This window comes from Clostridium felsineum DSM 794, assembly GCF_002006355.2.
Taxonomy (GTDB): domain Bacteria; phylum Bacillota; class Clostridia; order Clostridiales; family Clostridiaceae; genus Clostridium_S; species Clostridium_S felsineum.
In genome coordinates, this window is record NZ_CP096980.1 from 3,966,939 (window position 1) to 3,987,032 (window position 20,094).

Here is a 20,094-nt window from a genome sequence, read left to right on the forward strand (position 1 = left end):
TACATAATATACAATAAAAACCTACTATACTCGTGAGGTGAATGTTTTGAAGGAAGCTGAAACAAGAATTATAGATATAGATGTTACAAAGATAAGAACTATATTAGAAAATTTTCATGCAGAAAACGTAAAAAAAGAAAATCAAATAAATGATATATATGACTTTCCAAATGGAAAGCTTTTAGAAAATAAAGGCTATGCAAGAATAAGAACCGTTGAAAATATGCTGGATAAAAAAAATCATTACTATATGACTGTAAAAAAAATGCTTAGTCAAGAAAAATTCAAGGTAATGGAAGAACATGAAATTGAAATAAGCGATGCTGAAGAAGGCGAAAATATTTTTAAAGCTCTAGGTCTTATAAAAAAGCAATCTATAAAAAAATATAGAGAAAGTTATAAATATAAAAATTCACTTATAGAAATAGATATAAATGATAAAGCCTTCTGTCCTTTTCCTTATATAGAAATAGAGACAGCTTTCGAAAATGAATTAGAAGAAATAGTTAAACTTCTTGGATACTCTATGAAGGATACTACCTCTAAAACTATTTATGAAATACTCAACGAAAAGAGTAGTGGTATATAATGTTTGGATATGTCCTTCCTTTAAAGGGAGAACTGAAAATAAAGGATTATGAAAAATTCAAATCTTATTATTGCGGACTGTGCCTATCTATAAAAAAGAATTACGGCAATTTACCAAGATGTGTATTAAATTACGATATGACTTTTTTAGCCGTTCTACTTGATGCTTTAGAAGATAAAAAATGTGAATTTTCTCTTAATCGCTGTATAGCTCATCCAACTAAGAAAAAGTATTCCGTTGTAAATAATGATGCTTTAGATTATGCGGCTTTTTTTAATATATGCCTTGTTTATTTTAAACTTATAGATGATGTTAATGACGACAAGAAATTAGTAAGTAAATTAAAGTCAATTTTACTAAAAGGTTATTTCAAGAAATTTCCAAAAACTTTCAGTACTTATACAACTTACATAAAAAATAGCCTTGCAAAATTGAGCAAATTAGAAAAAAGCAGCACAGCTTTAACCTTAGATAAGATTTCTCATCCATTTGCTGATTTAACAGCATTTATAATATCATCTTATGCTTATAATAAACCCTATAAAGACATACTATACAATATAGGCTATAATCTTGGTAAATGGATATATATAATAGATGCGTTTGATGATCTTAAAGAAGACCTTGAAAAGCAAAAATTCAATGCAATTAATGCGGCAATGAATTTAAACAATAAACCTTATGAAGAACTGATAAAAGATATATCTCCAAAAATCTCTTTTGTGCTGACAATGTGTGGAAGTAATTGTCTTCATAATTTAAACCTACTCCCACTTAAAACAAATCAAGATATACTTTTTAATATACTTCAATATGGTTTACTTGATAAAATGAATAATCTCAATTTATAAAAGATTTTTTCATACATAAGGAGTGGTAATAATGGATAATCCATATAAAATACTTGGTGTAAACGAAAATGCTTCACAAGACGAAATAAAAAAAGCTTATAGAGAACTTGCTAAAAAATATCATCCAGATCAATACGGAAATAATCCTTTAAAAACTTTGGCAGAAGAAAAAATGCGTGAGATTAATGAAGCTTACGACTTTTTAATGAAAAATTCTCAAAATAACTCATATACAAACTCAAGTAGTGGATACAATAACTACAGTGATGGAAATGTAGATTATGCCTCTATAAGAAATGACTTAAATCGTGGCGATATTAATTCTGCTGAAGCAAAGCTTAACAGAACAAACTTAAGAGATGCTGAATGGTTTTTTCTTATGGGAAATGTGTGTCTTAGACGAGGTTATTATGACAATGCTTACAATTATATACAAAAAGCTTGTAATCTAAATCCTTCTAATCCAGAATATACGAATGCTCTTCAAAGTTTAAGAATGCAGGGTAATTCTTATAGAAATCCTTATAATAATCGTGGATATGGGGATAGAGATTCTCAGTTATGTAATTTATGTATAAGTTTATGGTGTGCTGATACCTTATGTGACTGCATGGGCGGAGGCTGCTAAAAGGAGCTGATAATTTGAAAAAAACTCAAAGTTTAACACGTGGAAGTATTTATACAGCTATTGGGGTAGTATTAATTTATTTATCAAGCATAATACCAGCAGGCAAAATTTCTTTTTTAGTGGCAGCATCTTTAGTAATTCCTCTTTCAATTGTCACTATTGGAATAAGAAATTCTATTATGGTTTATATAACTACTTCAATATTAAGTTTAGTACTTCTAGGCTTCAGACAAAATATAATCATATATATTATATTATTTGGTAACTTTGGTTTTATAAAATTATATATAGAAAAACTTAGAAGACTACCTCTTGAATTTTTACTTAAACTCATTTATTTTAATGCAGCTATATTTATAATATATGCACTTTACAAAACTCTATTTTTAAGTATACCTTATAAAAATTTGCCTATTTATGCGATTATTGTAGTTCTTGAATTGGTTTTTCTACTTTATGATTACATTATTTCTCTTTTTGTGTTCTACATAAACAGACATCTTACAAAATTTTTGAGATGACCATTGACATATTATAAAAATTTGCTATAATATTAATTGTTGCTATTATTTAGCATAATTATAAGTGACTTAATGCCCTATAGCCAAATTGGTAAGGCACCTGATTCTGGTTCAGGCACTGTGTAGGTTCGAGTCCTGCTAGGGCAGCCAAAAGCTTCAATTTTTATTGGAGCTTTTTATTGTATATTTACAATAAATTTGGGCTATTTTATAATTATTTAAAAGATTATATTTGAATATTAAAGGCTTTGAACAAGAGTAGTAGTATTTTTTTATTTTTAAGAGAGCTGTTGTATGGTGTGAAACAGTAATAAATAATATGAACTCGCTTGGGAGCTTATTTGCAGAAAAGCAAGTACGGCTTATGTCGTTAATTTTTTAAGTGAGGTATTTTCCTAACTTGAGTGGTACCGCGGAAGTAAGGCTTTCGTCTCAATATTGAGATGAAAGCTTTTTTTGTATATATTCTTAAAAGCTTTATTGAAAAAATTATAGGAGGCAATAATATGAGTACTTACAGTACAAAAATTGATGAGAAATGGCAAAAAAAATGGGAAGAAACAGATATTTATAAATTTGATGAAAATGATCTAAAGAAAAAATTATATGTATTAGAGATGTTCTCTTACCCTTCTGGTGCAAAGCTTCATGCAGGTCACTGGTTTAACTATGCTCCAGTAGACTCCTGGGCAAGATTCAAAAAAATGACTGGTTTTAATGTATTTCAACCAATGGGTTTTGACGCATTTGGTCTTCCTGCAGAAAACTACGCTATAAAAACAGGAATTCACCCTAAAGATTCTACACTAAAAAATATTGAAACCATGGAAAAACAATTAAAATCTATGGGTGCAATGTTTAATTGGGATCACGAAGTAATAACTTGCATGCCTGATTATTATAAATGGACTCAATGGCTATTCTTAGAACTTTACAAGAATGGTCTTGCTTATAGAAAAAAAGCTCCAGCAAACTGGTGCCCTAGCTGTAATACAGTTTTAGCTAATGAACAAGTTGTAGACGGTACTTGTGAAAGATGCGGAACTGAGGTTATAAAAAAAGATTTAACTCAATGGTTCTTTAAAATAACTAATTATGCTGAAGAACTTCTACAAAAACTAGATGAACTTGATTGGCCTGAAAAAACAAAAGCAATGCAAAAGCACTGGATAGGAAAATCAAAAGGTGCTGAAGTAACCTTTAAGGTAGCTGACATTGACTTGAAATTTGATGTATTTACTACAAGAGTTGACACACTTTCAGGTGTAACTTACGTAGTACTTGCACCTGAAAGTCCTCTAGCAGATGAACTTACAAAGCCAGAATTTAAAGAAGAAGTTGAAGCATATAAACTTCAAGCTCAAAAACAATCTGAAATCGAAAGACAATCAATTACTAGAGAAAAAACAGGTGTATTCACAGGCTCTTATGCTATAAATCCTATAAATAATAAAAAAGTTCCTATTTGGATAGCTGATTATGTAATATACACTTATGGTACTGGTGCTGTTATGGCAGTTCCTTCACATGATGATAGAGATTTTGCTTTTGCAACTAAATATAAGCTTCCAATAATAAGAGTTGTTGAGGGTGGAGATACACTTCCATTTACAGGCTATGGTCCTCTTGTTAACAGCGGCGAATTTGATGGTCTTAAAGCTGCGGCTGCTAAGGAAGCTATTGTAAATAAACTTTCTAAAGATGAGCTTGGAAGATGGAAGGTAAATTACAGACTTCGTGACTGGCTTGTTTCAAGACAAAGATATTGGGGTGCTCCAATACCAGTAGTATACTGTGACAAATGTGGAATAGTACCAGTGCCAGAAAAAGATCTTCCAGTAGAATTGCCTTATAATGTAGAATTTAAACCTACTGGTAAATCTCCTTTGGACTCTTCTGAGGATTTCATTAATACAACATGTCCTCATTGCGGAGGTCCTGCGAAAAGAGAATCTGATACTTTAGATACTTTTGTATGTTCTTCTTGGTACTATTTAAGATATGCAGATAACAAAAATAGTGATAAACCCTTTGATCCAGAAAAAATAAATGAAATGCTTCCTGTAGATAAATACGTAGGTGGTCCTGAACACGCATGTATGCATCTACTTTATGCAAGATTTATAACAAAAGCCTTAAGAGATATTGGATACCTTAAATTTGATGAACCCTTCTTATCCTTACGCCACCAAGGATTAATTCTAGGTCCTGATGGTCAAAAAATGAGTAAATCAAAAGGAAATACAATTTCTCCTGATGATATTATAGAAGAGCATGGTTCTGATGTATTTAGAATGTATTTAATGTTTGGCTTCGACTACGCTGAAGGCGGTGCTTGGAGTGATGATGGCGTAAAAGCAATGGCTAAATTCGTAGATAGACTTTCAAGAGCAATTGAAACTGCAAAAGAAGAAATCAACAATAAATCCAACTCAAAAACAGACATGGGAAAAGAAGAAAAAGAGCTAAATTACGTTAGAAATCATTCAATAAAAGCTGTAACAGAGGATATGGATAAATTCCAATTTAACACTTGTATAGCTAGACTTATGGAATTTACAAACTCTTTGTCAAAATATCTAACTGTAGCTAATAAAAATGTTGAACTTCTTCGTGCTACTACAATTGATATAATAAAATTAATAGCACCATTTGCACCTCACTTTGCTGAAGAAGAGTGGAGTTTACTTGATGGTAACTATTCAGTTTTCAATGAAACATGGCCAAAATTTGATAAAAAAGCTCTTGTAAAAGATGAAGTTGAAATAGCCGTTCAAGTAAATGGTAAGATTAAAGCCAAAATAAACGTATCTACAAGCTTAGTAGATGATGAAATTAAAGCTGCTGCATTAGATGATGATAAAGTTAAGGCAGCAACTGATGGTAAAACTATAGTAAAAGTTATAGTTATAAAAGGACGTCTTGTAAATATAGTTGTTAAATAATAATACAAAAGAAAGTAGGTATTAGTCTAAAGCTTAGGCTAATACCTACTTTTTAAATTTTACTATTTAAAATTTGAAGCTTTACCACTCTGCTGTATTTCAACATGTGGTTCTATTTCAATAACTGTATCTTTTATTATATCTGGTTTACTTACTTTATACTCATTTTCATACACATCTCTTACATTAAATATATCTTCATTTTTATCTTTATACTTATTAAAAACTCTATTACAGTTATTTATAATATTTTTTTCTGCATTTTCTTCTAGCGTCTTTTGTATACCTGTATTATAATTCATAAAACTTTGACTTTCTACAAGCCTTGTTTTTACATTTATAATTTTCCTTACATGAAATTTTCCGTTATAATATTTTCCTTTTGTTTTAGTTTTACTGTTAAGTATCCAGAGCGAAACAAAATCATTTTTAGTTTCCGGGTCTAACACTTCCATTGATCCAGATTTAACTTTGCCTATCATAAAATTATAAGATTCAGCTTCTGACTTATCGATTTTATCCACTAGCTTATCATTTTTAAAAATAGCACCACCATTTAATTCTACAGAATTTTTATTTTGAGTTGCTTCAAGGTCTATTGCGGTCATTACAACATCACGATTAGGATCAATTCTCCTATTCAAAAAATCGTTATATTGAAGTTCTATCGCTCTGGAAGAAGTCCCTGTATTAATTATAAGCTCAGACAATAAGAAACCCACATATTCATTTTCTTTAAACCCACCCTTCATCAGTTCATTAGCATTTCCTATGAAGGTAGCTACATAAGGCCTTAAATAAAATTGAATTCTTCTTCTAGCTAAATCTATAAAAGGTTTTATTCCCTTTCTTGCAGCTTTTTCTGTAAATATATAAGCCTTAACTTGAGTAAAATTTAGTTCATAGCTACAATGTAGATTTATATCATTTAAAGATTCAAAAGCTGTCTTTCCTGTTCCCTTAAAGGTTAATCTTTTTTCTCCTTGCTGACTTTTTCCCAAATTTTTAATAGGTTGAAAAACCTCTAGATAAGTAACTATGTTTTTATCATCATCCACATCAAAAACAACAGTTGTAACAAATAAAATTTTATCTATATCCCTATAGTTAAAACATCCCGTAAGAATAATAGTACACATTAGTATTGAGCATAAAACAGTTATTTTTTTTCTCATAACAAATCATCTTCCTGTAAAATATTATCGGTGGTATCCTCAAGTTCCCCTCTTAGTATTCTATCCCTTTGATTTAGTATTTTAGCAGTACCAATAGGAAATGTGTATAAATAGCCAACACTTCTAAGTGATGCAATATGTGCCAACAGAACAAATACTCCTGTAAAAAAGCCTGGAAGACCACAAAATGCAGAGAAAAGTGCTATTATTATTGACCACATGGAAACCGGCCCATATAAATTTGGTGTTAAAAATGATGATATTGAACTTAACGCTACTATTATTATTGTTATTTCTGAAGTTAATCCAGCCTCAACTGCTGACTGCCCAAGTATAAGAGCTCCAACTATACTCATTGCCTGACCTACTGGTTGTGGAAGCCTTACTCCAGCCTCCCTTAAAATCTGGAAAAAGAACATCATTATAAGAAGTTCTATTATCGTAGGAAATGGTATTCCAGATCTTGATATAGCTAATCTAAAAACAAAAGAAGATGGAATTAATGATACATGGTAAGTAATAATAGATATATATAATCCTGGAAGAAAGGTTGAGATAATAAAACCTAGCCATCTAAGAACTCTAGTTGCATTTACAACTATGCTATTTAAATAATAGTCATCTGGCATATGAAAATTCTCGTAAAAAAAGTACGGTGCAATTGCAACAAAAGGTGTTCCGTCAACTATAACTGCAACTTTCCCCCTAAATAGATGATTGACTACTATATCTGCCTTTTCACTGTATCCAATAGTATCAAAAGCAGTTTTTTTACTTTTGAGCTTTTCTTCAATATAGTTAGAATCCAAAATGTAATCTGTAGTCATATCTTTAATTTGACCTTTAACATTATTAACCAACTTTTCTGGTGCGGTTCCCTTTAAATATGCTACAACCACTACCGTTCTAGATTTCTCTCCTAAAAATACACTTTCAAATTTCAAATCTGCATTTTTAGCCTTTCTTCTTATAAGTGATATATTATCTACAAATGCTTCAGTAAACCCTTCTCTAGGTCCCTTTATTACTGCTTCTGTTATAGGTATTGATACAGACCTTCTTACATATCCTTTAGCCTCGCAAAATATAATTTCATCATAAAAATTTGTAATTATAACAACATCTCCAGATAATATGTGTAAAAGCATATCTTCTTTATCTTTAACGTCTCCTATTGAATTTGCAAGAAGCGCATCACTTTCTAGGTCAGACACTGTCTTTATAACATGTTTTCTTCTTATTATAGGTCCAATTATGTACTCACTTATAAATTTTGAATCACATAAATTGTCTATAAATATTATATTGATTTGACCATTATCAGAGTTTATTGTTCTATACTTTACATCAACATTATCTTTAAGTTTTTCTTTTACATAATTTAAATTTTCTTCATTCATGTTTACCACCCATGCCTATTGTTTTCTTTAAATGTGAATAATATTCATAAAATTAGAAAATAATATTATTACAATTTTACATAAAGGAAGTATTTATAATGAGATATTTAAGCAAAAACTATTTAATTTTTATAATACTTGGAACAGCTGTTGTTAGTTTAAAGGCTTACCCTACACTATTAATAGAATATGGAGAAAGAGATACTTGGATAGCATTAATATTTTCATCACTTTTATTATTAATTTTTTCTCTTATTATAATAAAAGCTTTTTCAAGTAAAGCAGATGCAAAACTAAAAACTATATATTTTAGAGCTTTCGGCAAATATCTTGGCTCGTTTTTATTATGGCTCTTTATTCTTACATTAATATTAACCTTAATAGAATGTACTGCCTCCGAAAGCAGCATGATGAGTGTTAATATACTCGATAGAACACCAGCATGGTACTTAATATTATTTCTTGTAATTCCTACGACCTATGCAATTCTGCACGGTGAAAACGCTATGCTTATTTTAACTATTATTGGGATATTCTTTATTTTTATTTCAGGTACAAATCTTTCAATCTTGTTATTTGCATACAGGAAGGTTGAGTATATAATGCCTATTATGAGAAATGGATTTTCCAAAAACTTTATTATATGCATATTTAAAGGACTCGCCATGTTATCCGGTTTTGGAATTCTTCTGCCTTTTATTTATAAGGTAAAATCTAGAGATAAGATTAAAACTCCAATTATAATAGGCTGGGCTCTTTTGTGTCAAATACAAGTTGTAGCAATGAGTGGACTTTTAATGACAATTACCGCTCCTCGTGCTGTTGATAAATACTATCCTCGTTTACTTCAAACTCAGTTAGTAAATTACTTTAACTTTATAGAAAGTGGTGAGCTCTACGTACTTTTTCAAGTAATTGGCGGATGGTTTGTAAAATATATTTTGACCTTTTATGCACTTTTAATAATTTTAAAACAGCTAAACATAAATCGAAAATATACTTTTTACATTGTATCGTTTTGTGTAACTATTTTAGCCTATATACTAAATACCAATGTACTAAACTTATTTTCATTTATTGATTATTACACCTATATTTCTTTTGCTAACTTTATAATAATTCCATTTATTGCTTCATTAATAGTAATAATAAAGGATTACAAAAAATCCAAGCAAGACAAACAAGAAGAAGTAGAAACTATTAATTAAACTAAGTTTCTACTTCTTCTTATTTATTGATATCTAACGTTTTTTCTGTGTTCCTTAGAAGATTATTAAGTTCAAATACTTCCCCTTTATTAATTAATTGATTAAGTTTATTTTTATATATAGCTGCTTCTGACAACTTTCCCATAGATGTTATTGTGAATATATTTTTTATAATGTTTGATACAATACTAGACTTAACCTCAAAAAGTTTTTGTGCATCCTTAATTTCATCTTTAATTTCAAGCATGTGTTCATCCAGTTGAAATGCTGCATCGGCTGCTATTTTAAGCTTCGCCTTAATTCCATCTGGTATATCATGCTTATACTTATAATTTAAGGAATGTTCTATTGTTGCCCAAAAATTCATTGCCAGAGTTCTAATTTGAACTTCAGCTATTATTTCTCTCTCTCCTTCTGCCATACTTACTGGATATTTTATAATAATGTGATAACTTCTATAACCACTTACCTTTACATTAGTTACATAGTCCTTTTCGTACATTATTTTCATATCTTTTCTTGCACGAATTATATTCACAACCTTAGTTACATCGTCAACAAATTGACACATTATACGTATTCCACAGATATCCTCCATTTCAAACATTATTCTCTCATCTGGTATATTGAACTTATTAGCCTTTTCAAGTATACTTGATATTTCCTTAACCCTTCCAGTAACAAATTCTATTGGAGAGTATTCATTTCTTTTTCTATATTCTTTTCTTATACTTTTAAATTTAACCTTCAGTTCGTCTACTGCTTGCTCATAAGGTATTAAAAAAGATTTCCATTCAATTGTAGCCATACTCTATCTTCCTTTGCCGTAATTTTATAATCATTACAAAAATTAAGCCAACATATTAAATATATGTTTATAATATAATTATAATTACTTAACTCAATTTTTTCAATTGTATAAAATGAATAATACTAAGATAACACTTTAACATTAAATGAAACGTATACTTTATATTCATTCTTTGCTATAATATATTTGGTATCTATTTATGATTATGGTCGGGGTGATTCTATGGATGGCAACATTTTTTCTGAACTAAAAGATTTAGGATTTGATGATGTTAATAATATAGATATATATGGTAAAAATAAAAAGGAAGAGAAAAAAATGAGTAATGAGGAAAAAGAACAAAATATCAATGATCTTTTATATGATAAGACATTAACTTGCCCTGTTTGTAGTACTCCGTTTAAAGCACGAACTGTTAAAACTTCTGCCATAAGAATTTTAAAAAAAGACACAGATTTTTTTATTTACTATAAAAATATTAATCCATACTTTTATGATGTTTGGTTATGCCCTGTTTGTGGTTATGCTGCCATGAAATCTGATTTTGAAAAGATTAAATCTTATCAAAAGGAATTAGTTGAAAAAAATATTTCACTAAAGTGGCACAGTAAAAAATATCCTGAAGTTTATGATTTAAATATAGCTATAGAACGATTTAAACTTTCACTTCTAAATTATGTAGCAATAGAAGCACACTCAAGTAAAAAAGCTATGAATTGTTTAAAACTTGCTTGGATGTATAGGATTTCGAAAAATGATGAGATGGAAAAATTATTTTTAAAAAATGCCTTAGAGGGCTTTGATGATGCTTATTACAATGAATCTTTTCCTATATATGGAATGAATAAATTTTCTATGATGTATTTAATAGGTGAAATTCATAGACGAATAGATGATGATGATAAAGCAATGTTATGGTTTAGCAATTTAATTACTAATCCAATGGCTCCACAAAAGTTAAAGGATATGGCTCGAAATCAAAAAGATTTAATTCGTGAAAAAGAAAAAAAACTCGCAGAAGCTGATACAGATACTTCAACTGAAATTAATGATAAAGGTCAAGTTGACACGCCCAAGAAAAAAGGTTTTTTTTCAAAATTATTTAATAATTAATAAAAAACTAAGGTTTAACCTTATCTTATACTTATCAAAGCATATACAAAGGTAAAACCCTAGTATTTTTTGTTTCTAAATTATCTTTATTGGATTAAATTTTATATAGTCACAGGATGTTAAAATATACTCAATATTGTTTTTAGAAATGCGTCCCTGTACATTTTTTAGTGCTGGTCCATGTATGTGACCATATACAACTTTTTCAACATTATATTCTTCAAGTACCTCTGTGAATTCAGATAAACTACTCTCATCTTTGAATGGCGGATAATGAAACATTACAATTATCTTTGAATATCCTTTTTTTACAGCGGCATCAATAGATAGTCTTAATCTTATAATTTCTCTTTTATATATCTTCTTATCATGTTCATCAAAATTATCAAAGCTTTTATCTATCCACCCTCTTGTTCCACAAATAGCATAATCTTCATACTGAAAAAAATTATTTTGTAGAAAGCTTATAGTGCTATACATATTATTTAACTTAGTTATGCTTTTCCACCAATAATCGTGATTTCCCTTACAAATTATCTTTTTCCCTGGAAGAGAATCAATCCAATTTAGATCTTCCTCACCATTTTCCATATCCATGGACCAAGATATATCTCCTGCAATAAGTACTGTGTCCTCTTCTTTAATTTTATCAATCCAATTTTTTTTTATCTTTTCATCATGATTTGACCAATCTTCACCAAATATATTCATAGGTTTATTTAAATTAAAAGCCAAATGTAAATCCGAAATAGCATATAAACCCACTAATTCACCTTCCTTTTTTTAATCCACTGTCTACTTCCATAACGTATGCAATTACTTCAGCTACTACATCATATATTTCATAGGGTATACTTGAACCTACGTCTACATTAAGTAATAAATCTGTAAGTTCTTTGTTATAAACTACAGGGACTTCGCTTTCTGACGCTTTTTTCACTATGTTATCTGCAATTTTACCAACACCTACTGCTGTTACAACTGGCGCAGTATATCCCAGTTCATATTTTAAAGCGGCAGCTTTTTTTCTTTCTTTAGCCAAAAAATCACCCCTAGCACTATACTTATTTATTTATACTATCTAAACTCTTGTATCTAACTTAAAATATCCTTTGTCATTAAAAAAGTCCCTACACTCAACAATATCAATTTTCTCCTCTTTTTTCTTTTGGACATTTATATTTATATTATAACCCATATTCTCTATTTTTTTAACCAAATTTGTTTTTGTCTTATCCAGAACTTTAACCCACGGTTCATCACATTTCATATTAATGCCCATACTATTATTTAAAACAGTTATATATGCATCTACTTTTCCCATATTTACTGTTTTTATTGAGGTTACTATTTTAACATTTTTACTATCTACTACTTTTCCTGATTTTCTATCATCCTTTATTATTAATTTACACTGATAATCATCATTATTATTTCTAACAGGAATGTCCATATAATAGTATTCATTACTTATAGAGTTAAAAACTTTAAAATCATTTATATTATTTTTAATTAATTCTGATACTTTTTCTTGTAAATTCATGTTTCCTGAGCTATCGGATAGTAATCTACTTATGGTTTCCTGCATATTATTTATCTTTAAATTTATTTCCTGTTTAATATTATCTGCTGTAGTTTTTACATTTTCTCCTTTTAACAGCTTATTATCCACTAAATTAGTCAATACCTTCTCTTCTTTATCACTAATTTGATTTGATACATTTTCTTCATTTATAACTGTCATAGTTTTACTATTTTCTACTAGAGAACTATTTAAACTCTTTGCTAAATTATTAGTTTTTGTTTTATCTCCATCTGTAATATTTTTAAATATATCTGATAGCTGAGTTTTATCCATACCAGTTTCCTTAGAAATCTTGTCAATCATCTTTGAAACAAGTTCTGTTTCACTTTCATTAGTTATATCTTGCCAATTTTCAGATACATAGTTTTTTATTATATTATCTATATTTACTTTTTTACCAGCTACTGTTACCTCTTTAAGCCCATTTTGATTCAATGTTTCTTTCATAGAATCTAATAATTTAAGATTTCCCTGCAATTTATTTATATTGCTATCCTGAGTTTCTTTGTTTAAGTTACCAACTGTCCCATCATTATGCTGCTGTATAGCTTCTTTAATATTTATATCCTTCATACCATCTATATTCTTTTCATTTGATATCTGAGGCTTAATATTTTCATTTAGGCTTTGTTCTATATTCTTAAGTTCATTATAAATAGATCCTTCACCTTTAAATAATTTTATATAGCTTTCTATATTTTTAGATGTTATATCTATATGGTTTTCCATAAGTGTAAACATATCTTCTGTCGTCATACCTTGCAATGTAGTAGATAAGTTTTTTAATGTGCTAATTATATTTTTACCTTCTTCACTATTAGGCTCTATATTTCTATTTTGAAGATATTTCATTATAAATTCATCACTTTTTTCAGTTTTGCCTGATAACCTATTATTAAAATCTATCAAGTTCTCCATATTTACTATATTATCTTTTGTTAATGGCATATTATATTTAATCATAAGCTTTAAAACTTTTTCATTAACATCTGCCTTATTAAGTCCAAGTTCTTTAACCAAATCCTCAAAAATATTCTTGTTACTAATAGTACTTTCAGAACTATTTTCATTCTGTACAAATTTTAATTTAATCTTACCATCTTCAACACCTGTGACAACGAATTTTGCAGTCTGTCCATCATTAATATCCTCTGGATTCTCAACTTTAGCATTAAAATTCCATCCATCTAACGTTCTTAAAGTAACCTCTCCACTTTTTCCAGAAATAATTCTTGCTGAAAATGAATCTCCCACGTTAAAAGAAATTTTTTTAGATATAGGTGAGCTTCCATTGGAGGCATTATCGACCTTAGATACACCAGCCATAATCTATCACTCCTAAAAATTTCGATATAGATATATTATCGTTTATATTTAGCCCATTCTGAATAATTTTGCCTCTAATTAAAATCATACTATTTCAAACAAAAAATGACAGAATAGAAGAAAAAAACATACAAGCAAAAAAACACATTATTTCACTTGTACTTTTTTCTTTTATCCTGTCACTACAGACTTTAATATATCTATTCAACTACTAGCTTATAGTATTTTTTCTTTCCTCTTCTTATCAAAGCAAAACCATCATTAAAATCTTCTTTGGTTATTTTATAGTTAAAATCCTCAACCTTATTATCATTAAGACTTATTCCGCCTTGCTGTACTAATCTTCTTCCCTCTCCCTTTGATGGAAGCACTTTGGTACTAACTAATATATCTAAGATTGATAAATCTAGCATATCTTCCGTTATGGAAATTGTTGGAACATTATCCATATTATTTCCACCGCCAAACAGTGCTTTAGAAGAATTCAATGCCTTTTCTGCTTCTTCTTGACCATGTACAAGTTTTGTAACCTCATATGCTAATATTTCTTTTGCTTTGTTTATCTCTTGATCTTTTAATGATGAAAGTCTTCTAACTTCATCCATTGGTAAGAAAGTAAGCATAGAGAGACATTTTTCAACATCTGCATCACTAACATTTCTCCAATATTGGAAGAAATCATATGGAGATGTTTTCTCTGCATCTAACCATAAGGCTCCCTTTTCTGTCTTTCCCATTTTTTTGCCTTCACTATTAGTTAAAAGAGTTGAAGTCATAGCATATGCTCTTTTATTTGATTTTCTTCTTACAAGTTCAACTCCAGCTATCATATTAGCCCACTGATCGTCTCCACCAAGTTCCATTACGCAACCATACTTTTCATTTAGTTTGTAAAAATCAAACCCCTGCATAAGCATATAGTTGAATTCAAGAAATGATAAGCCCTTTTCCATTCTTTGCTTAAAACATTCTGCTGTAAGCATTTTATTTACAGTAAAATGTACTCCAACCTCTCTTAGGAACTCTATGTAATTTTGTCCCATAAGCCAATCTGCATTATTTACTATAATAGCCTTATCATCACTAAAATCAATAAATCTTGACATCTGCTTTTTAAGACATTCTACATTATGGTTTATTTCTTCTTTAGTTAGCATTTTTCTCATATCTGTCTTTCCTGTAGGATCACCAACCATAGCTGTTCCTCCACCAATAAGAACAATTGGTCTGTGTCCCGCCCTCTGCATACGCGCCATGAGCATTAGCGCTATAAAGTGACCTACATGCAAACTATCTCCTGTTGGATCAAATCCTATATAAAAGGTCACCTTTTTCTCTTTGAGCAGCTTTCTTGTTTCTTCTTCATGTGTAAATTGTTTTGCGTATCCACGCTCAATTAATTCATCTAAAACATTCGTCATAAATGTTCCTCCTTAAACGTCTTATAATCTTATAATGATGAAACCACTTTGTTCCTTCCTGTATCTTTAGCCTCATAAAGCATAGCATCAGCAACACTCATAACCTTCTCCACAGATTCTCCATTTTGAGGATAATAACTTATACCAAAGCTTGCTGTAACAGACTTTTCTATTCCACCATGTTTCACCAAATTATTACTTAATTTAAATCTAATTTCATCCACAAGCTTAAATACTTCTTCAGTATTTTCAGCATTGTCAAGATAAATTACAATTTCTTCTCCACCATACCTTGCAACTTCATCATTATTGCTAATATTATTTTCCAATACTTTAGCTGTTTGAATTAAAACCTCATCTCCAAATTGATGACCATAAGAATCATTAAAATTTTTGAAATGGTCTATATCTATCATAACTATAGCAAAGCTTTTACGTAAATCTTTTGCTACTTTTTCCTCTATCATATCGAAAAAATGTTTCCTGTTATAAATCCCCAAAAGCGGATCCTTAATTGAAGACTCCTTAACTTTGTTATATAGGAAACTATTTTCAATTGCAATTGCTATTTGATTTGCTATTGAAGATATAAATTTTATATGACCATGGCTAAAAAAATCATATAGTGTATGTTCAACTATTATATAACCTCTGAAGTTATCTCTTAAAGTTATTGGAACTCCAATAATGGAATGCACCTCTAATTTGTTTTTAAATTCTTTAAATAGTGGTTTCTTTGAGTTAATTACAACTGGTCTATTATCACTAAAAGTTGAAAATGCCGGATTTACTATAACATTATAATTTTCCATAACATTTGAAGCCTTTACTATTAATTTTTCATTGTCCTCAACCAAATATATTGTAGAATACGTAACACCTAATATACCTATAATCATATCATTTATCATAGGTATCAAATTATCAGCACTAATGTTGGAATTTATATACTTACTGACTTCTATGATATTCGTTAAAATATCCAATTTTTTTTCTAATTCAGTATTTTTTCCATTCATGCGCTGAATTTGTGCTTCTGCAAAGTTTTGATATGTGCTAAATTCATTCTTTAATTTTTCATATTTTTCATATAACATCTTATAATTAGTCTCCATATATACCCACTTTTCCTATAAATTAAATCCTCATTTTCTAGTAATAACATTTCCCTCTTATTATATAATTTTATCGTAATTTTGGCTACAATAATTTATACTATGTATTTAAATTAATACGATTACATAATGATTTTAAGCCGAATTTTTTTGTTGTTTTTTTTACTATTTATGCTATAATTACTTATAGAGTGTATGCTCAATATTTTATAAAATTAGGTTTAATTATCAAGGTCTTTTTTCCTCCTCAAGCATAGGAGCTAAAACTACCCAAGATAAATTAGTCCTATGTTTAAGGAGGTTTTTATCGTGGCAGATAAGACTATTGTATGTAAAGATTGTGGAAAAGAATTCGTATTTACTGAAGGGGAACAAGCTTTTTATAAAGAAAAAGGATTTGAAAATGATCCTGTAAGATGCCCTGAATGTAGAAAGGCTAGAAAAAACAAAAGAAACAATTTCGGCAGAGCATAAAATAGAAATTTTAAGGAGAGGTTTTACCCTCTCTTTTTATTATATCCTAAATTTATTAAATCAAACTATAATATTTAATTTCTTTAATTATACGATATTAGCTTTTTTTAAAATTTTACTTATTGGCAATGCCACTATAAGTCCTACAACCACCTGTGCTATATCCGCTGGCACGTGTGTAGCTTGAGCAATAAAGCTTTGATTCCAAGGATACTTCATTAAATAATGATTTATAATTGCTCCTGCAAAATAATATGCTCCAACCATCCAAATTCCACTCAAAATACATCCAATAAAATTAACTATTATATTATTCCCTTTATAATTTTTTGTGTAACTAATTTTAGACGCTATAAATGCCATTCCTCCCTTTATTACAAAAGTAAATGGAGTCCACATAGGTGTTGGTGACAAAACATCATACAGGCTCATTCCTATGGCAGAAGATAAAACTGCATTACGATTTGATAATAAAATAGCAGCTATAAATACCATACTATCACCAAGATGTACTACTCCCTTGTACCCAATTCCAACAGGGATTGCTGTAAGCTTAGTTGCTACAAATACTATAGCAGCCATCAATGATATTTGAACTATATCTCTAACATTATATCTAATATTCATAGTGTTTTTTTCCATAATAATATCTCCTTATTACTAATTATACTAATATTAATTCAGAAGCTTCTTAAATAAAATTATATATCACAATTTTTTTAATGCAAATGTATCCATACACTATTAGAATAATTTTTTAATATATAAATAATAATATAACTATAGTGTTTTAATATTTTTACATTATATATACTTTAATTGGAGGACGATTTATATGAATTTTTTAAGATGGCTAATTGGATTGATTATTTTAATATTCCTGTCATTTTTGATATTTAACTCTGTATTATTAGGAATATACTTCCTTGTAATCTTATCCTCTTTAGTTTTTAGCTTGGATATTCTTCTAAGAAGAAAAAAGCTTTTCTAAAACTAATATTATTAGAAATTAAATCTACCTTATAATATACAAAAACCACTCAAAACTCATGTTTCTTTTTTTATTATGATACATTATTAATTTTGAGTGGTCTTTTTATAAAAATTTTAATTTTTTCCAATATCTTTTATCATATTGATGTTAATTTTTCTTTAATTTTTGTTATAAAATGTGCTATAATGAGACTTGTTAATGGAGGTACGAAAATGAAGGAATTAAACACAGAAACATTACAATACTATTTTAAAAAATCTCTTGATTTTATTAACAGTTTTTATCCGTTTATAATCGGAGTTATAATTTTCATGTACAATTTTCACATATTTGTAGGAAATTATTCACCAGGGTACAAATTAATAACCTTAATTTATCCAGTTATATTTTTAACTGCTTATAAGGATGTAAGAAAAGATGTTCGATGGATATCCTTTATACTCCTAGTTATTCCATTATTCTTGTTTGTATCTTATATCAACAAACATGGATATGCATTTTGGGGTAGTGTTTTGCAGTGGGAAGCTAAAATGAAAATAGTATTTAATTTAAATCCTATTTTTGATGGTATACCTTTTAATGATGCTTCTTTCGCAAGAATATATCAAAGTGATAACCTAACTTGGTTTATGCGTCTTGTATATAATAATGGCTTTACACTTTGTACTATGATATGTATTTTCCGTTCTGCAATTTGTAAAGATATAAAGAAAATGCTTAAATATATGTGCAGTGCTCACGTATTTCAAATATTTTTAATAAGCCCTTTTTATGTTATTTTTCATCTTCAAGAAGTATGGTTTGTTCACGGACAACCTGATATGCTTTTAAGGCATTATTCATATAAACAAGCTTATGGTTCAACATTAAATTGTTTTCCATCCATGCATACTTCTATAGCCTTTGCAGCTTTTTTACTATTACTTAGAGAAAAAAATAAAATTTTTAAAACATTTTGGGGATTCTTTTGCTTAAGTGTTATTTACTCTACTATGTACCTTAAAATACACTGGACAATTGATGTTTTAGGCGGCTTAATTTTGGCATTTTGTTCTGTGAAATTAACAGATTTTGTGTTTGCCAAGCTTCAACCTAAGCTTCAGCCACTTATAGATAAATACTATTATAGAAATTCTAGTAAAGATATATCTAATAGCAAATCTGTTTCCAATTTAATTCAATAATCGAACATAAAGGGCTATGTATCAATTTACGGTACAAGCCCTTAATTTATTATTCAAAGGAGATAATTTTATGATAAAAGCAGTTATTTTTGATATGGATGGAGTTATTATAGATAGTGAACCCCTTCACCTTGAATATTTACTAAAATTATTTAAAACTCTTAATGTTAGTATGAGTACTTATGAATACTCTAAATTTATTGGAACCACCTCAACATACATGTGGGGTATTATAAAAAAACGTTTTAACTTGGATTACTCAGTAGAAACTCTTATCGAAATCGATAGAAATGGTTTTTTTGATTTTCTGTCTTCAAAACACAACATAGAGCCTATTTATTATATACCTGAACTTCTAAATACCCTAAAGAAGAATAATTTTAAAATTGCATTAGCCTCTTCATCTCCAATTAAGGTTATAAGCTATATATTAGATACTCTAAAATTAAAAGAATATTTTAATGAAATAGTTACTGGCGACTATGTTAAAAAGAGCAAACCAAACCCAGATATATTTCTATATGCTGCTGATAAACTGGACGTTTTACCTGAAGAATGTATTGTCATAGAAGATTCTCACAATGGAGTATTAGCTGCCAAAAATGCTGAAATGAAATGTATCGGTTTTAGAAATACAAACTCAGGCAATCAGGATTTATCTAAAGCTGATATAATAATCAATTCTTTTGACGAAATAGATGTTTCCAATTTAAGCTAAAAATCTTTAAATACATATAAATAAAAAAATTCTAAC

At 28.9% G+C, this 20,094-nt stretch carries 19 protein-coding genes, 1 tRNA gene and 1 other annotated feature; of the genes, 11 read left to right on the forward strand and 9 right to left on the reverse strand.

The features are described from left to right. Positions 1-46: 46 nt before the first annotated feature. From CLFE_RS18540 to leuS, 6 genes are all read left to right on the forward strand, one after another. Positions 47-589 (forward strand): class IV adenylate cyclase, encoded by a 543-nt coding sequence (locus CLFE_RS18540; protein WP_077893844.1) that lies wholly within the window; start codon positions 47-49, stop codon positions 587-589. Next, positions 589-1,440 carry a DUF5685 family protein gene (locus tag CLFE_RS18545; RefSeq protein WP_077893845.1) on the forward strand — a complete coding sequence of 284 codons (852 nt, stop codon included), beginning with the start codon at positions 589-591 and terminating at the stop codon, positions 1,438-1,440. The genes CLFE_RS18540 and CLFE_RS18545 overlap by 1 nt, the downstream gene beginning before the upstream one ends. 31 nt (positions 1,441-1,471) lie before the next feature. Further along, entirely contained in the window at positions 1,472-2,068 is a 597-nt protein-coding gene (locus CLFE_RS18550; protein WP_077893846.1) for a J domain-containing protein, read from the forward strand. Positions 2,069-2,082: 14 nt separating this feature from the next. After that, the gene (locus CLFE_RS18555; protein ID WP_077893847.1) at positions 2,083-2,589 is read left to right on the forward strand and encodes a hypothetical protein; all 507 of its coding nucleotides are present in this window, start codon (positions 2,083-2,085) and stop codon (positions 2,587-2,589) included. Positions 2,590-2,662: 73 nt separating this feature from the next. Further along, positions 2,663-2,739: transfer RNA gene (locus CLFE_RS18560), tRNA-Gln, on the forward strand. Between the two features lie 89 nt (positions 2,740-2,828). Then, positions 2,829-3,027, forward strand: a binding site (T-box leader). Between the two features lie 68 nt (positions 3,028-3,095). Next, positions 3,096-5,534: a leucine--tRNA ligase gene (leuS, locus tag CLFE_RS18565; RefSeq protein ID WP_077893848.1), complete on the forward strand. Its 2,439-nt coding sequence runs from the start codon at positions 3,096-3,098 to the stop codon at positions 5,532-5,534. 62 nt (positions 5,535-5,596) lie between these two features. On the opposite strand, the gene CLFE_RS18570 is transcribed toward leuS, so the two are convergent. Together CLFE_RS18570 and CLFE_RS18575 are read right to left on the reverse strand one after the other, a co-directional pair. Then, complete coding sequence (locus tag CLFE_RS18570) at positions 5,597-6,709, reverse strand: Ger(x)C family spore germination protein (protein ID WP_077893849.1); 1,113 nt, start codon at positions 6,707-6,709, stop codon at positions 5,597-5,599. Continuing rightward, on the reverse strand, positions 6,706-8,109 hold the full coding sequence (locus CLFE_RS18575) for a spore germination protein (protein WP_077893850.1): 1,404 nt from the start codon (positions 8,107-8,109) through the stop codon (positions 6,706-6,708). Before CLFE_RS18575 ends, CLFE_RS18570 begins: the two co-directional genes overlap by 4 nt. 98 nt (positions 8,110-8,207) lie before the next feature. Between CLFE_RS18575 and CLFE_RS18580 the strand changes: the two genes are divergently transcribed. Continuing rightward, the gene (locus CLFE_RS18580) at positions 8,208-9,317 is read left to right on the forward strand and encodes an endospore germination permease (RefSeq protein ID WP_077893851.1); all 1,110 of its coding nucleotides are present in this window, start codon (positions 8,208-8,210) and stop codon (positions 9,315-9,317) included. 19 nt (positions 9,318-9,336) lie between these two features. Here the strand turns inward: CLFE_RS18580 and yjbM are convergent, their stop codons facing one another. Beyond that, positions 9,337-10,125, reverse strand: a complete 789-nt coding sequence (gene yjbM / locus CLFE_RS18585; RefSeq protein ID WP_077832326.1) for a GTP diphosphokinase — start codon at positions 10,123-10,125, stop codon at positions 9,337-9,339. Positions 10,126-10,350: 225 nt separating this feature from the next. Between yjbM and CLFE_RS18590 the strand changes: the two genes are divergently transcribed. Next, on the forward strand, positions 10,351-11,241 hold the full coding sequence (locus CLFE_RS18590) for a DUF2225 domain-containing protein (RefSeq protein ID WP_077832327.1): 891 nt from the start codon (positions 10,351-10,353) through the stop codon (positions 11,239-11,241). Positions 11,242-11,316: 75 nt separating this feature from the next. Here CLFE_RS18590 and CLFE_RS18595 read toward each other — a convergent pair whose 3' ends face one another. The 5 genes from CLFE_RS18595 to CLFE_RS18615 form a co-directional block, all read right to left on the reverse strand. Beyond that, positions 11,317-12,006, reverse strand: coding sequence for a metallophosphoesterase (locus CLFE_RS18595; RefSeq protein WP_077850937.1), 690 nt, complete (start codon positions 12,004-12,006; stop codon positions 11,317-11,319). Positions 12,007-12,010: 4 nt separating this feature from the next. After that, entirely contained in the window at positions 12,011-12,283 is a 273-nt protein-coding gene (locus CLFE_RS18600; protein WP_077832329.1) for an EscU/YscU/HrcU family type III secretion system export apparatus switch protein, read from the reverse strand. A gap of 39 nt (positions 12,284-12,322) precedes the next feature. Next, complete coding sequence (locus tag CLFE_RS18605) at positions 12,323-14,152, reverse strand: hypothetical protein (RefSeq protein WP_077893852.1); 1,830 nt, start codon at positions 14,150-14,152, stop codon at positions 12,323-12,325. A gap of 200 nt (positions 14,153-14,352) precedes the next feature. Next, entirely contained in the window at positions 14,353-15,573 is a 1,221-nt protein-coding gene (gene tyrS, locus CLFE_RS18610) for a tyrosine--tRNA ligase (RefSeq protein WP_077893853.1), read from the reverse strand. Positions 15,574-15,602: 29 nt separating this feature from the next. Further along, the gene (locus CLFE_RS18615) at positions 15,603-16,688 is read right to left on the reverse strand and encodes a sensor domain-containing diguanylate cyclase (protein ID WP_077850934.1); all 1,086 of its coding nucleotides are present in this window, start codon (positions 16,686-16,688) and stop codon (positions 15,603-15,605) included. Between the two features lie 309 nt (positions 16,689-16,997). On the opposite strand from CLFE_RS18615, the gene CLFE_RS18620 reads away from it, so the two are divergent. Next, positions 16,998-17,162 carry a zinc-ribbon domain-containing protein gene (locus CLFE_RS18620; protein WP_077832333.1) on the forward strand — a complete coding sequence of 55 codons (165 nt, stop codon included), beginning with the start codon at positions 16,998-17,000 and terminating at the stop codon, positions 17,160-17,162. An 87-nt stretch (positions 17,163-17,249) separates the two neighbouring features. On the opposite strand, the gene CLFE_RS18625 is transcribed toward CLFE_RS18620, so the two are convergent. Next, positions 17,250-17,804 (reverse strand): ECF transporter S component, encoded by a 555-nt coding sequence (locus tag CLFE_RS18625; RefSeq protein ID WP_077832334.1) that lies wholly within the window; start codon positions 17,802-17,804, stop codon positions 17,250-17,252. Positions 17,805-18,368: 564 nt separating this feature from the next. On the opposite strand from CLFE_RS18625, the gene CLFE_RS18630 reads away from it, so the two are divergent. Together CLFE_RS18630 and CLFE_RS18635 are read left to right on the forward strand one after the other, a co-directional pair. Further along, positions 18,369-19,340 (forward strand): phosphatase PAP2 family protein, encoded by a 972-nt coding sequence (locus CLFE_RS18630; protein ID WP_077832335.1) that lies wholly within the window; start codon positions 18,369-18,371, stop codon positions 19,338-19,340. A 70-nt stretch (positions 19,341-19,410) separates the two neighbouring features. Then, positions 19,411-20,058 carry an HAD family hydrolase gene (locus CLFE_RS18635; protein WP_077893854.1) on the forward strand — a complete coding sequence of 216 codons (648 nt, stop codon included), beginning with the start codon at positions 19,411-19,413 and terminating at the stop codon, positions 20,056-20,058. Positions 20,059-20,094: the final 36 nt, after the last annotated feature.

Bases quoted from the DNA above. Each gene is read 5' to 3' on its own strand.
- CLFE_RS18545 (WP_077893845.1), top strand. From the start codon at position 589: ATGTTTGGATATGTCCTTCCTTTAAAGGGAGAACTGAAAATAAAGGAT.
- CLFE_RS18550 (WP_077893846.1), top strand. From the start codon at position 1,472: ATGGATAATCCATATAAAATACTTGGTGTAAACGAAAATGCTTCACAA.
- leuS (WP_077893848.1), top strand. From the start codon at position 3,096: ATGAGTACTTACAGTACAAAAATTGATGAGAAATGGCAAAAAAAATGG.
- CLFE_RS18570 (WP_077893849.1), bottom strand. From the start codon at position 6,709: ATGAGAAAAAAAATAACTGTTTTATGCTCAATACTAATGTGTACTATT.
- CLFE_RS18575 (WP_077893850.1), bottom strand. From the start codon at position 8,109: ATGAATGAAGAAAATTTAAATTATGTAAAAGAAAAACTTAAAGATAAT.
- CLFE_RS18580 (WP_077893851.1), top strand. From the start codon at position 8,208: ATGAGATATTTAAGCAAAAACTATTTAATTTTTATAATACTTGGAACA.
- yjbM (WP_077832326.1), bottom strand. From the start codon at position 10,125: ATGGCTACAATTGAATGGAAATCTTTTTTAATACCTTATGAGCAAGCA.
- CLFE_RS18590 (WP_077832327.1), top strand. From the start codon at position 10,351: ATGGATGGCAACATTTTTTCTGAACTAAAAGATTTAGGATTTGATGAT.
- CLFE_RS18605 (WP_077893852.1), bottom strand. From the start codon at position 14,152: ATGGCTGGTGTATCTAAGGTCGATAATGCCTCCAATGGAAGCTCACCT.
- tyrS (WP_077893853.1), bottom strand. From the start codon at position 15,573: ATGACGAATGTTTTAGATGAATTAATTGAGCGTGGATACGCAAAACAA.
- CLFE_RS18615 (WP_077850934.1), bottom strand. From the start codon at position 16,688: ATGGAGACTAATTATAAGATGTTATATGAAAAATATGAAAAATTAAAG.
- CLFE_RS18625 (WP_077832334.1), bottom strand. From the start codon at position 17,804: ATGGAAAAAAACACTATGAATATTAGATATAATGTTAGAGATATAGTT.
- CLFE_RS18630 (WP_077832335.1), top strand. From the start codon at position 18,369: ATGAAGGAATTAAACACAGAAACATTACAATACTATTTTAAAAAATCT.
- CLFE_RS18635 (WP_077893854.1), top strand. From the start codon at position 19,411: ATGATAAAAGCAGTTATTTTTGATATGGATGGAGTTATTATAGATAGT.